Here is a 13,725-nt window from a genome sequence, read left to right as displayed (position 1 = left end):
ATTGAAGAACGGGGCATTTGCACCCATCATATAGGATGCCGTTCACACAACGGGAACCCTGATTCACGTGAAACATCGACGATCCGGAGACTTAGATGAACCTTGTCCGCACCGCCATGCTGCTTGCAGTCATGACCGCCCTGTTCATGGCGGTGGGCTTCGTCATCGGCGGACGCGGCGGCATGATGATCGCCTTCGTCATGGCCGCGGGCATGAACTTCTTCTCGTACTGGAACTCCGACAAGATGGTGCTGCGCATGTATCGCGCCCAGGAAGTCGATGAGCGCAGTGCGCCGGAGTACTACGGCATCGTGCGTGACCTCGCCCGGAATGCCGGCCTGCCGATGCCGCGCGTCTATGTGATCGACAGCCCGCAGCCGAATGCGTTCGCCACCGGTCGCAACCCGGAAAATGCCGCGGTTGCCGCATCCACCGGCCTGCTGCATGCGCTGAACTATGATGAAGTGGCGGGCGTCATGGCGCACGAACTGGCGCACGTACAGAACCGTGATACCCTCACGATGACGCTGACGGCGACGCTTGCCGGCGCGATCTCGATGATCGGCAACTTTGCCTTCTTCTTCGGCGGCAACCGTGAAAACAACAATCCGCTCGGTTTCATCGGCACGCTGGTCGCCATGATCGTGGCGCCGATGGCGGCGATGCTGGTGCAGATGGCGATCAGCCGTACCCGTGAATACTCGGCCGACCGGCGCGGCGCCGAGATCTGCGGCAAGCCCATGGCGCTGGCCTCGGCGCTGCAGAAGATTGCCGGTGCCGCGCAGCAGATTCACAATGACGACGCCGAACGCAATCCGGCAACGGCGCATATGTTCATCATCAACCCGCTCTCCGGCGAGCGGATGGACAATCTGTTCTCGACCCATCCGAACACCGAAAACCGGATTGCGGCCCTGCAGCAGATGGCCCAGGAAATGTCTTCGGTCTCGACGCCGCCGGTTCGGACTGATAATCCGGTGCGCAAATCGCGCTCTGTACCCTCTACCGGTTGGGGTCGCGGTGGTTCCGAACCACCCAAAGGTCCCTGGTCCTGATGTCCGCAGATAACAAGAACGATTCACCCCCGAAACGATCGCACCGAAACGGCGCCGCAGCGAAATCGAAAAAACCCGCCGATGCGCCTCGCGGCCCGGAAAAACCGGGGCTAAGAGCACGTCAGGCCGCCGCCAAGATTCTCGGCGCGGTGATCGACCGCAAGACGTCGCTCGACGGCATGCTCGACAGCGAGCACGGCAATCCGGCCTATCGCGAACTCAATGAGGCCGACCGTGCTCTGGTTCGGGCGATCCTGAACTCAGGGCTTCGCCATCTCCCGCGCATCCAGGCCGCCATCAATTCGCTGTTGCAGACGCCTTTGCCGGAGGGCGCGCGCGCGCTCGATCACGTGCTGGCCGTGGCGGCAGCGCAGATCCTCTATCTCGATGTGCCTGATCATTCCGCAGTCGACCTCGCCGTCGAGCAGGCGCAGGCGGATCCGCGCAATCGGCGTTTCGCCAATCTCGTGAATGCGGTTCTTCGGCGCCTGTCACGTGAAAAGGATGCCATTCTCGAAGGCATGCGTGATGTCCCGGCGATGCCGGATTGGTTCTTCGAGCGCCTGGTCGCCCGCTATGGCGCTGGACCAGCCCAACAGATCGCGGAAGCGCAGCTGACGCCGGCGGCAATCGATTTGTCGGTCAAGTCTGAGCCCGCAGCTTGGGCCGAGCGTCTTGGTGGCATCGTCTTGCCGACCGGTTCGGTCCGTCTCGGCGCATTTTCCGGCTCCATCCCTTCCTTAGCCGGATTCGACGATGGCGCATGGTGGGTTCAGGATGCTGCAGCGTCGATACCGGCGCGGCTGTTCGGCGACCTCAGCGGCAAGCGGGTCGTCGATCTCTGTGCCGCACCGGGCGGCAAGACCGTACAGCTCATCCTCGCCGGCGCCGAAGTGACGGCGCTTGATCAGTCCGGCAGCCGTTTGCGTCGGCTGAAGGGCAATCTGAAGCGGCTTGGCCTGGAGGCGGAGACGAAGGAAGTCAACATGGCCGACTTCCAGCCGGAAATGCTGTTCGATGCGGCCCTGCTCGATGCACCCTGCTCTTCCACCGGCACGACACGTCGTCACCCCGACGTGCTGTGGACCAAGGGGCCGGAGGATATCGCAAAGCTCGCCGCCTTGCAGGAGCGGCTGCTCCGCCATGCGCTCACCGTCGTCAAGCCCGGTGGCATCGTCGTCTTTTCCAATTGCTCTCTCGACCCGCTCGAAGGCGAAGAGGTTGTTGAGCGAGTGATCGGTTCCGGTGCTGCCTATGAACGGGTTGCGATTTCGGCTGCGGACTGGCCGGGGCTGGAGGACGCAATCACGCCGCTCGGCGAAATGCGCACCACGCCGGCGATGTTCCCGCTCGACGCGCCCTTTGCCAGTGGTCTCGACGGCTTCTACGCGGCGGTGATTCGCCGCAAATAGCAGCGCCAACCGAAGTTGAGTCGGTCAAAATGGGGCTCAAGGCCCTGTTTTGCCGCGTCATTTGACGCTATCGCGCCAGAGGCCTATCAAAGACGACAATATTGATAAAAGTTTAACGGTCTCTCTGACACCATGCGGCGGCTGGCGCGAGACCATCGCCCGTTCAGATGTTGAGCGGTCGTGCCAGAAATAAGGAAACCGGCGACCTTGATGTTGTTTTCCGGCAGGCGGAGGCTTTCTTACCTGTATGTGCGTGAAGGCTGGCGCCGCGTGTCGCGCCGGCTATCGATCGGTCGCGTCTCCACTTTGCGCTTTACCGGCTCGACGCCCAACCGCCTGATCGTCGCGCCCACCGATCTTAGAGCCGTCGATCCCTTTGTTGCCGAAGAAATTCTTGCTGGTCGTTTCCCGCTTGCCGGCCGCGTTGTCGATACGGAAGGCGAATCGCCGTTCGAGATCGACCTGCCGTCGCGCGAGTTCGCGGCGCGTCTGCACTCCTTCGGCTGGCTGAGGCACCTGCGTGCGATCCGCGAGGATGCCGGCTACGTGCGTTTGCGCCAGATCGTCGACGACTGGATCGCCACCCATGGCCGCGATCTCGGCGGCATTGCCTGGGATCCGGATATCATCGCCCAGCGCATCATTGCCTGGCTTTCCCACTCGCCCGTTGTTTTGCGCAATGCGGAGCATGGTTTCTATCGCCGTTTCCTGAAGAGTCTCGCGCTTCAGGTGCGCTACCTGCGCCATATCGCCGAGACGGTGCGCGATGGCGAGGCGAGGCTTCGGGTGCGGCTTGCGCTTGCCATGGCGTCGGTCGCCATGCCAGCTTCGCCGAGCGCCATTCGCAAAGCCTCGCGCCATCTCGACCTCGAACTCGATCGCCAGATCCTGCCGGATGGCAGCCATTGCTCGCGTAGCCCCCGGGCCGGGCTCGAATTGCTGCTCGATCTGCTGCCGCTTCGGCAGACCTACGTCAATCTCGGCCATGACGTGCCGTCGCGGCTGATCCCCTGCATCGACCGCATGTATCCGGCCCTGCGCTTTTTCCGCCATCAGGGCGGCGAGCTCGCGCTGTTCAACGGCGCGACGTCGGTCCTGGCGCACGAACTGGCCTCGGTGCTGCGTTATGACGAGACGGCAGGCGAACCGTTCCGTTCACTGCCCCATGCGCATTACGAGCGTCTGGCGATCGAGAACACGGTCGTCATCATGGATACCGGCCGGCCGCTTTCCGTCGATCTTTCGCGCAGCGCTCATGCCGGCTGCCTGTCCTTCGAAATGTCCTCGGGCAAGACCCGCTTTGTCGTCAATTCCGGCGCGCCGAAGTTTGCCGGCGACCGTTTCCGGCAGATGTCGCGTACGACCGCCGCGCATTCAACGGTCACCGTCAACGACACGTCCTCTTCGCGTTTCTCGCAGTCCCGTTTCCTGGGGCCGATCATGACGACAGGCGTTTCCAAGGTAACGGTGGCGCGGAAAGACGAGCCCGGCGGGCTGGAGTCGGTGACGGCAAGTCACGATGGTTATCTCGCTGCCTTCGACCTGGTCCACGAACGTGATATCGGCGTCCTGAACGGCGGCCGTATGATCCGTGGTCGAGACCGGCTGTCGCGGGCAGATGGCAGTGATCCGGACGAGGCCAATACGGCCACGGCGGTGGCGCGCTTCCACATCCATCCGGCCGTCGGCATCCGCCAGAATAATGCGCGCGAGATCTTTCTGACCGCGCCGGATGGCGAGATCTGGCTCTTTGCCTGCCAGGACGGGGAGCTTGCGGTGGGAGAGGATATCTTCTTTGCCGATCCCTCGGGCATCCGCGCGTCGTCGCAACTGACCGTAACCTTCGCCGTCGCCCGCCAGCCGGAGATCCAGTGGACCTTCTCGCGCGCGAACTGAGGTGCTTATTTTAGCGTTGCCGTCTCGTTGAGGTTCCTTCGGCAGACAAGCTATGCTAACGGGCAGCCATCCCAACCGCCGGAGCCTCCTCCCGGGCGTCCGGCGCCGCTAAAGGAGCATGGTTGATGGCTGTCGCCTCCAAGAAAATCCCCGCCCCGAACGAGGTTACGGTCCGCACCGCCCTCCTCTCCGTGTCCGATAAAACAGGCGTCGTCGATCTGGCGCGCGCTCTTCACGAAAAGGGCATCCGGCTCGTATCGACCGGCGGCACGCACAAGGCGCTGTCGGAGGCCGGCTTGCCGGTGAGCGACGTTTCCGAACTGACCGGCTTTCCTGAAGTCATGGATGGCCGCGTGAAGACGCTGCACCCGGGCGTGCACGGCGGCTTGCTCGCGATCCGCGACGATGCCGATCACGTCGCCGCGATGTCGACGCACGGCATCACCGCGATCGACCTTGCGATCATCAACCTCTATCCCTTCGAAGAAGTCCGCGCCCAGGGCGGCGACTATCCGACCACAGTCGAAAACATCGACATCGGCGGCCCGGCAATGATCCGCGCCTCGGCCAAGAACCATGCCTATGTGACGATCGTCACCGATCCGGCCGACTATCCGGTTCTTCTGGAAGAGCTTGCTGCCGGCAAGACGACCTATGCCTTCCGCCAGAAGATGGCGGCCAAGGCCTATGCCCGCACCGCGGCTTACGATGCAGCCATCTCCAACTGGTTCGCCGAGGCGCTCGATACGCCGATGCCGCGCCACCGGGTAATCGGCGGCGTGCTCAAGGAAGAGATGCGCTACGGCGAGAACCCGCATCAGAAGGCCGGGTTCTATCTCACCGGCGAGAACCGCCCGGGCGTCGCCACGGCAACGCTGCTGCAGGGCAAGCAGCTCTCCTACAACAACATCAACGACACGGACGCGGCCTTCGAACTGGTCGCCGAATTCCTACCCGAGAAGGCGCCGGCCTGCGCCATCATCAAGCACGCCAACCCCTGCGGCGTTGCGACGGCGCCGACGCTGGCGGAAGCCTATCGCCGGGCGCTTGCCTGCGATTCCACCTCGGCTTTTGGCGGCATCATTGCGCTCAACCAGGAGCTCGATGCCGAAACGGCGGAAGAAATCGTCAAGCTCTTCACCGAAGTGATCATCGCACCGTCTGTCAGCGATGCGGCCAAGGCGGTCATCGCCCGCAAGCCGAACCTGCGGCTGCTTTCGACCGGCGGCCTGCCGGACCCGCGCATCCCCGGTCTTGCCGCCAAAACCGTTTCCGGCGGCCTGCTGGTCCAGACGCGCGACAACGGCATGGTCGAAGATCTCGAGCTCAAGGTCGTGACCAAGCGCGCGCCGACGGCCCAGGAACTCGAGGACATGAAGTTCGCCTTCAAGGTGGCCAAGCACGTGAAGTCGAACGCGATCGTCTATGCCAAGGATGGCCAGACCGCCGGCATCGGCGCCGGCCAGATGAGCCGCGTCGATTCCGCCCGCATCGCTGCGATCAAGGCCGAGGAGGCGGCGAAGGCGCTCGGTCTCGCAACGCCGCTCACCAAGGGCTCCGCTGTCGCCTCCGAAGCCTTCCTGCCCTTTGCTGACGGTCTGCTGTCAGCGATCGCGGCGGGTGCCACCGCCGTCATCCAGCCGGGCGGCTCGATGCGTGACGAAGAGGTGATTGCCGCTGCCAACGAGCACGGCGTTGCCATGGTCTTCACCGGTATGCGCCACTTCCGCCACTAAGGCGCGTGAACGACAAGTCAGAGGCCGTCGCGTCCGAAGGATGCGGCGGTTTTTTTGCGCCCGTCGTCAGCCGGATAGGGCGTGCGCAGGAGGATCAACAGGCCAACGACCAGAAACGCGATGAGGGCCATCATGCCGATGCGGGCCGAACCGGTGGCAAGCGTGATCGTCGCGACCGAGGCAGGGGCAAGGAACGACGTGGCGCGGCCGGAAAGCGCATAGAGACCGAAGTAGCGCCCGGCCTCGTCCAGGCTGACGCTGCGGGCAAGATATGAACGCGACGAGGCCTGAACCGGGCCGAAGGCTATGCCAACCAAGAGGCCATAGAGGATGTAGGCCTTCTCAGCCGCCGTGCCGAACAGGCCCCCGGTATCCTCCGTCGACAGCGGCATGAGACCGAACAGGGTGAAGCCCGGGCCGGTCGAGACGATGCCGATCGTTGCCAATGTCAGGCAGATCAGGCTGGCAGTGACGATGACCTTGGAGCCGAGCCGCGTATCAAGCCTGCTTGCATAGAGGCAGCCGCCGATGGCGACGACGTTCAAGATGATGCCGTAGATGCCGAGTTCCAGCGTCCGCCAGCCAAACATTGCGGCGGCGAAGGTGCCGCCAAGCGCCAGAAGGCCGTTGACGCCATCCTGGAAGATCATGCGCGCGATGAGGAAGCGCAGAATGCCCGTTCTTTCCTTGAGTTCGCCGAGCGTGCCCTTCAATTCCCGAAGGCCGGTGACGGTTGCCTTGCCAAGCGACATGGTCGCCTTAGTCGCATCCGGGGTGAACAGGAACATCGGCAGGATGAAGACGAGGTACCAAAGCGCCGAGATCGGGCCGGTGATGCGCGCATCCTCTCCCTTGGCAGGATCGAGACCAAACAACGGATCGATGCCGGCTGCCGTCTTGCCGGTCTCGGGGCTGCCGGCAAGGAGCGCCACGACGGCGATCAGCACGATCATGCCGCCGAGGTAGCCGAGCCCCCAGGCGATGTTGGAGATGCGGCCGACGTCTTTCTCCGGGACGAGGCGGGGCATCATCGAATCGTTGAAGACGATCGAGAACTCGGCCGCGATGCTTGCGAGGATCATGAAGATCGCCGGGTAGAGGATCGGCGAGCCTGGGGCTGCGAACCAAAGCATAGCCAGCGATATGATCTTGATGACCGCGAAGAAGGCGATCCAAGGTTTGCGCGGCCCGGTCGCGTCGGCAATCGAGCCGAGAACCGGTGAAAGGATCGCGATGATGATGCCGGAAACGGTGAGTGTGTAGCCCCACATCGCCTGGCCGACGGCGTGATCCTCCGTCAGTCGCGAGACGAAATAGGGGCCGAAGATGAAGGTGGTGATGACCGTGAAGAAGGGTTGCGCCGCCCAGTCGAACAGCATCCAGCCAGCGATGCCCGCGCGCGACGCCCGCGGTTGTTCCTCAGTCCTCTCGGCCGAAATCTGCAAGGTCCCCTCCCGAAACGACTGCGCCGCGCGTCCTCTCGAACGCGCGGCGCAGCCTATCTTCAATCCCACCGATTCCAAAAGGTCCAGAGCAGGATGCGGACGAAAAAACTGCCCGCATCTGCATTTGTCCCGTTCAGGCGGGTCGGATCCATCCAACCCGCGCCGATCGGTACGGGATAAACTGTCTTACTTCGCCCTACCGCGTGCGAGGTCATTGAGCAGACCAGCAGCAACGGTGATCTTGGCGAGCGTCGTTTCGCCCTTCTCGGTCAGGAGCCGCAGCTGGCCCGTCGCCTGGGCGACACGGACGCGTTCGGCCTCTTCCCAGGCGGCTACCGGATTGCGGTCCTTCTTCTGCTCGCGCAGCGCTGCCGCGGTGATATCCCGCCGCGCGGCGGCGATATCGGATACGGCTCGCGATAGAGCCATTGCCTCGAACTGCTCCGTTGCCGGAACACGATCGGACGCCGCAAGCAGGCGGTTGATCCGAAGCGTATCGGTGACGGCGAAGTAGCCCTGGGCCGTGCGGCTCAGCGTTTCACCGGTTTCAGCGGCAATCTGCATGATCTCGGGCACGAGCGTCATCAACGCCAGTTCCGAAATCTCCTCGGCGAGCTTGACGGGTACCCCGCCCTCGACGAAGGCAGCCGTCTTCAACCGGGCCTCTTCAGCACTCTCGCCGGAGACGGCGGTCCGCATGGTAGCGCGCAGCTTCTGCAGGCCGTCGCCGAGGCGCGATACGGCTTCGGAGACCGAGCCGGTCGCTGCATGGGTCCGCAGCGCCCGCTCGGTGACGAGCGTGAAGATGCGGCCGACTTCCTGGTAGAGGATGTTCTGCAGGCCGCCGCCGATCTTGTTGTCGAGTGCGTCGATCTCGTCATAGATGCGCGGCAGGTCGAAGCCGTCGAGCGCCAGCACAGCGGCCTTGACGACGTCGGCCGAGAAGAAGCCGGTCGCATCCGTCAGCGTCGAGACGAAAGCCGGGCCACCGCGGTTGATGACCTCGTTGGCGAGGATCGTCGCGATGATTTCGCGGCGCAGACGATGGCCGTGAATGTCGCCGGCATAGGTCTTGCGCATCTTCGCCGGGAAGTAGCGCTCCAGCGTTGCCGTGAAGTACGGATCGTCGGGCAGTTCGCTCGCGATCAGTTCATCGAAGAGAACGAGCTTGGAGTAGGAAAGCAACACGCCGATTTCCGCGCGGGTCAACGGCTTGCCTGCCTGGTAGCGCTCGGTCATCGCCTGGTCGGTCGGCAGCGTCTCGACCTTGCGGTTGAGATGGCCGTCGGCCTCGAGGCGCGTCATGAGCCGGCCAAGCGTCGTCCGGTTGCCGAGTCCTTGCATCGCGGTCAGCGAGATCGCCAGCGATTGCTCGTAGTTGTTGCGCAGCACCAGATGGCCCACTTCCTCGGTCATCGAGGCGAGCAGCGTATTGCGCTTCGGGCGGGTCAGGCGACCATCGCGCATGGCCGAAGCAAGCGCGATCTTGATGTTGACCTCGACGTCGGAGGAGTTGACGCCGGCCGAGTTGTCGATGGCGTCCGAGTTGCAGCGGCCGCCATTGAGGCCGAAGCCGATTCGGCCCTTCTGGGTAACGCCCAGGTTAGCGCCCTCGCCGATGACGCGGGCGCGGACCTCTTCGGCCGTCACACGGATGGCATCGTTGGCGCGGTCGCCGACTTCCGCATCCGTTTCGTTGCTGCCGCGGATGTAGGTGCCGATGCCGCCGAACCATAGCAGATCGACCTGGTTCTTCAGGATCGCATTCATGATCTCGAAGGGCGTTGCCTTCTGCTTGTCGAGGCCGATGGCGGCCATCGCCTGAGGCGTGAGCGTCACCGACTTTTCGGCACGCGAGATGATCATCGCGCCCTCGGAGAGCGTCTTGCGGTCATAGTCCTGCCAGCTCGAACGCGGCAGAGCGAACATGCGCGTGCGCTCGGCGAACGAGGCATCGATATCCGGATTCGGATCGATGAAGATGTCGCGGTGGTCGAAGGCCGCGATCAGGCGGATCTTCTCCGAGAGCAGCATGCCGTTGCCGAAGACGTCACCGGACATGTCGCCGACGCCGGCAACGGTGAAGGGCGTCGTCTGGATGTCGATGTCCATCTCGCGGAAGTGCCGCTTGACGGTCTCCCAGGCGCCGCGGGCGGTGATGCCCATCTTCTTGTGGTCGTAGCCGGCGGAGCCGCCCGAGGCGAAGGCGTCGTCAAGCCAGAAGCCCGCTTCCTGCGCCAGGCCGTTGGCCGTGTCGGAGAAGGTCGCAGTGCCCTTGTCGGCGGCAACGACGAAATAGGGGTCGTCACCATCGCGGCGCAGCGTATCGGCGGGCGGCACGATATCCTGGCCGACGATGTTGTCAGTCACCGAAAGCAGAGTGCGGATGTAGGTCTTGTAGGCTTCGGTACCGGCCCTGAAGACCTCGTCACGGGTGCCGCCGACGGGGAGTTGCTTCGGATAGAAGCCGCCCTTGGCGCCAACCGGCACGATGACGGCGTTCTTGACCTGCTGCGCCTTGACGAGGCCAAGCACTTCCGTGCGGTAGTCCTGGGCGCGGTCAGACCAGCGCAGGCCGCCACGGGCGACCTTGCCGAAGCGCAGGTGAACGCCCTCGACCTCGGTGCCGTAGACGAAGATTTCGCGGAACGGACGCGGTTCCGGCAGGCCGTCGAGCTGCTTCGGGTCAAGCTTAAAGGCGAGAACCGCGCGCGGCTTGCCGTCGGCGCCATGTTGGAAGTAGTTGGTCCGGAGCGTCGCTTCGATCGCGTTGACGTAGCGACGAAGGATGCGGTCCTCGTCAAGGCTCGGAACGGCAGACAGCGCGTCCTCGATCGCGGAAAGCAGGGCGCTGCACTTCTTTGCACGCGGCTTTTCCTCGAGCTTCGGATCCATCCGGGTCACGAACAGCTTGAAGATATCGGCTGCGATCGCCGGATACTTGTTCAGCGTGTCGGCGATATAGCCCTGCGAATAGGTGATGCCGGCCTGGCGCAGATAGCGGGAATAGGCGCGCAGCACTGTGACTTCACGGGCATTGAGGCCCGCAAGCAGGATCAGCCGGTTGAAGTTGTCGTCCTCGATCGTGCCGTTCCAGGCGGCGAGGAAGGCTTCCTCCAGCGCCGCACCCGACTTTTCGAGATTGAGCGCAAGGCCGTCGCGATGGATCAGCTCCATGTCGTGCAGCACCACGCGGTGCTTGTCCTCGCCGTGCCTGCCGACATTGAGGTCGTAGGTCTGTTCGCTGATGACCCGGAAGCCGAGGTTTTCCAGCAGCGGCACGCGGCGCGACAGCGACACGGGCTCGCCGGCATGGAAGATCTTCAGCTCGGCCGTGTCAGGACGGTTGACCGGGCGGTTATAGTTGTAGAACGAGATCCGGATCGGATCTTCCGCCTTGCAGGCGGCAATGTCTGCAAGGTCGGCATAGGCTTCCGCCGGCGTGAAGAACGACTGGTAGGCGCCGTCGACATCAAGCTCGATGCCGTCCTTACGGGCGAGAAGGTCGAACCGATCGATCCAGCGCGTGACGATGCCGCGAACGGCCTCTTCAAGCTTGGCCTGCGGAATGCGCGGGGTCTTGCCGCTGGTGCGGCCTATGATGAAGTGCACGCGCGCCAGACCGCCTTCGGGGAAGGCCGGGTAATAGGCCGAAACGCGGCCGTCATAGGCGGTCTTCAGGTAGTCGCCGATCTTTTCGCGTACGTCGGAATCATATTGTTCGCGCGGCACGAAGACGATGACCGAGACGAAGCGGTCGAAATGGTCGATGCGCGGCAGGACGCGGATGCGCGGCCGGTCGCCGAGTTCGTTGATCTGTTCGCAGAAGGCGGCGAGCAGACCGACATCGATCTGGAAGAGGTCGTCGCGCGGATAGGATTCGAGCGTGTTGTCCAGCATCTTGCCGGAGTGGCTCTGCGGGTCGTAGCCGAAATGGTCGACGATCTTCTCGATCTTGTGGCGCAGCAACGGGATTTCAGCCGCCTGGCGGGTATAGGCCGAGGAAGTGAACAGGCCGACGATGCGCAACTCGCCGGCGACATTGCCGTCGGCATCGAAGCGCTTGATGCCGATATAGTCCATATAGGCGCGGCGATGGACGACCGATTTCACGTTGGCCTTGGTGACGATCAGGAAATCGGGGCCGTCGAGGAAGGCGAGGATTTCCGGCGTGGTCAGTACTGCGTCCTTGCCCTGGCGCAGAACGCGCACGTCGGGGTTGGAGAGGATGCCGAGGCCCCTGCCCTTGCCGCGCTCGACCGTCGCCTTTCCGCCCTTACCCGAGTAGGTATACTCGCGCATGCCGATAAAGGTGAAGTTGTTGTCGCGCAGCCAGCGAAGGAAGGCGAGCGCCTCATCACGGTCGCTCTTCTTGCGCGAGGCGTTGTAGGCCTCGAGTTCCTGCACGGCCTGGTCGAGCAGCGCCGTCATCGCCGGCCAGTCGTGTACCGTCTGGTGTACCTGCTCCAGCACGTCGCGGATGCGGTTGCTGAGCTGCTCGGCTTCGACGGGCGCCAGCTTCGTCAAGTGGATCTGGATGTGGCTGACGCGGTGCGCCGGATCGCTTGCCTCTTCCGGATCGAAGAGTTTTACCGGCTTGCCCGGTTCCTTGACCAGGATGGGATGGATCGCGAGGTGGATATCGCGGTGCGTGCTGGTGATTTCCCCCATGACCGAATCATAGAGGAACGGCATGTTGTGTTCGGTGATCGCGATGATCGAAACCTCGGTGCCACCCGGCGCGACGCCGGCGACGGTTTCGACCGAAACCTGCGGCTTGCCGCCATCCCAGCGGGCGAGTTCACGATGCGCATGGGCTGCAATCAGCGCCAGCATGTCCGCCGAATAAAGATCGAGGTCGTCGTTGCTGGCCCCACCGAAGAGGCTCTCCGGCGCCAGCGCGTCGACGCCCAGTTTGATGGCGGCCGCCTTTGCTGCGTCGATGTGTCTGTCCCGCTTCGGATTGTATTTCACGCCCATGAAGTCTCTCCCACTCATGATAGGCCAAACCCTATCAGAACCATGGCTAATGGCGACCGCTTTTTACGCCGAATTCGGCAAAATCGAGCCGAAAATTGGAGAATTTCACGTGAAAACAGCTTAAATCCATTTAAATCGAAGGCGATTTCGCGAAAATTGCTCGAAAATCGATGAAAAAGTACGAAAACGCCAGCGGCTTCCACCGGACCTATCTGCCATCGCCTGTTGACAGGGCGGTGACAGTCGGGTGATCAGAGTTTGTAGACCGAAGGATTGGACTCGTCGATGCCCGAAATGCCCTCCCTGCCCGGCGCCGTCATCGTCATCTCGAGCCATGTCGTGCGTGGCAAGGTCGGCAACCGGGCCGCGGTGTTCGCGTTGGAGACGCTGGGGCATCCGGTCTGGGCACTTCCGACGGTCATTCTTCCCTGGCATCCCGGACACGGGCGCTCGACCCGCGTCACCATTTCAGACGCGGATTTCCAGTCGATGATCGACGATCTCATTGCCGCGCCCTGGGTCGGGGAGGTGCGCGCCGTGCTTTCGGGCTATCTCGGATCGCCCGGTCAGGCCGAAGGTGTCGCGCGGTTGGTGACGGCTCTTAGGGAACGTAATCCCAAGCTGATCTACGCTTGCGATCCCGTCATTGGCGACGCCGGCGGGCTCTATGTTCCGGAGGCGACCGCGACGGCCATCCGTGACCAGCTGCTGCCGCTCGCCAACCTGGCGACGCCGAACCGCTTCGAGCTCGCCTGGCTCGCCGGCGCGACGCTGGAAACCAATACGGCGATCCTCGATGCCGCCCTCGGCCTCGGTCCGGCCCGCGTGCTGGTGACCTCAGCGGTGCCGATGATGAGCGGCGGTACCGGCAATCTCTTCCTTTCGGGCAATCACGCGCTGCTCGCCGAACATCGGCTCGTCGAGAACCCGCCGAATGGCACCGGAGACTTGCTGACTGCCCTGTTTCTCGCGCGGCTTCTCGAAGGACTATCGGAAGAGCGCGCATTGCAGATGGCGACCGCAAGCGTGTTCGAGATCATCGCGCGGAGCGTCAAACGCGGTGCCGACGAGTTGACGATCGAGCAGGACGCTTCGAGCCTTTCGACGCCGATGGCGATGGTGCAGATGCGCCGCCTGGTGCATCCGAATCAGATGCGGCGCAAATAGAAGAAACTGTTCATGGGCAGCAGCCCTTGTCGCA

At 63.3% G+C, this 13,725-nt stretch carries 7 protein-coding genes; 5 read left to right on the top strand and 2 right to left on the bottom strand.

The annotated features are described in order from the left end of the window. The first annotated feature begins 95 nt into the window (after positions 1-95). The 4 genes from htpX (at position 96) to purH (ending at position 6,099) form a co-directional block, all read left to right on the top strand. Positions 96-1,055, top strand: a complete 960-nt coding sequence (gene htpX, locus BLU35_RS14110; protein WP_093233469.1) for a zinc metalloprotease HtpX — start codon at positions 96-98, stop codon at positions 1,053-1,055. After that, the gene (locus BLU35_RS14105; protein ID WP_093233468.1) at positions 1,055-2,467 is read left to right on the top strand and encodes an RsmB/NOP family class I SAM-dependent RNA methyltransferase; all 1,413 of its coding nucleotides are present in this window, start codon (positions 1,055-1,057) and stop codon (positions 2,465-2,467) included. Before htpX ends, BLU35_RS14105 begins: the two co-directional genes overlap by 1 nt. A 210-nt stretch (positions 2,468-2,677) precedes the next feature. Then, the gene (locus BLU35_RS14100; protein WP_093233467.1) at positions 2,678-4,363 is read left to right on the top strand and encodes a heparinase II/III family protein; all 1,686 of its coding nucleotides are present in this window, start codon (positions 2,678-2,680) and stop codon (positions 4,361-4,363) included. Positions 4,364-4,488: 125 nt separating this feature from the next. Further along, positions 4,489-6,099 carry a bifunctional phosphoribosylaminoimidazolecarboxamide formyltransferase/IMP cyclohydrolase gene (purH, locus tag BLU35_RS14095; protein WP_093233466.1) on the top strand — a complete coding sequence of 537 codons (1,611 nt, stop codon included), beginning with the start codon at positions 4,489-4,491 and terminating at the stop codon, positions 6,097-6,099. A 17-nt stretch (positions 6,100-6,116) separates the two neighbouring features. On the opposite strand, the gene BLU35_RS14090 is transcribed toward purH, so the two are convergent. Together BLU35_RS14090 and BLU35_RS14085 are read right to left on the bottom strand one after the other, a co-directional pair. After that, positions 6,117-7,544 (bottom strand): MFS transporter, encoded by a 1,428-nt coding sequence (locus BLU35_RS14090; RefSeq protein WP_057252000.1) that lies wholly within the window; start codon positions 7,542-7,544, stop codon positions 6,117-6,119. Positions 7,545-7,730: 186 nt separating this feature from the next. Continuing rightward, positions 7,731-12,524, bottom strand: coding sequence for an NAD-glutamate dehydrogenase (locus BLU35_RS14085; protein ID WP_093233465.1), 4,794 nt, complete (start codon positions 12,522-12,524; stop codon positions 7,731-7,733). A gap of 285 nt (positions 12,525-12,809) precedes the next feature. Between BLU35_RS14085 and pdxY the strand changes: the two genes are divergently transcribed. After that, positions 12,810-13,691 (top strand): pyridoxal kinase PdxY, encoded by an 882-nt coding sequence (pdxY, locus tag BLU35_RS14080; protein WP_093233464.1) that lies wholly within the window; start codon positions 12,810-12,812, stop codon positions 13,689-13,691. The last annotated feature ends 34 nt before the right edge of the window (positions 13,692-13,725 follow it).

The sequence above is a fragment of the Sinorhizobium sp. NFACC03 genome, assembly GCF_900103435.1.
GTDB lineage: Bacteria > Pseudomonadota > Alphaproteobacteria > Rhizobiales > Rhizobiaceae > Ensifer.
The sequence above is the reverse complement of the archived record's forward strand: the minus strand, read 5'-3'. Positions and strand labels throughout refer to the sequence as shown.

Coding starts and splice junctions, on each gene's coding strand:
- BLU35_RS14085 (WP_093233465.1), bottom strand. CDS start 12,524: ATGGGCGTGAAATACAATCCGAAGCGGGACAGACACATCGACGCAGCA.
- BLU35_RS14105 (WP_093233468.1), top strand. CDS start 1,055: ATGTCCGCAGATAACAAGAACGATTCACCCCCGAAACGATCGCACCGA.
- pdxY (WP_093233464.1), top strand. CDS start 12,810: ATGCCCGAAATGCCCTCCCTGCCCGGCGCCGTCATCGTCATCTCGAGC.
- htpX (WP_093233469.1), top strand. CDS start 96: ATGAACCTTGTCCGCACCGCCATGCTGCTTGCAGTCATGACCGCCCTG.
- BLU35_RS14100 (WP_093233467.1), top strand. CDS start 2,678: ATGTTGTTTTCCGGCAGGCGGAGGCTTTCTTACCTGTATGTGCGTGAA.
- purH (WP_093233466.1), top strand. CDS start 4,489: ATGGCTGTCGCCTCCAAGAAAATCCCCGCCCCGAACGAGGTTACGGTC.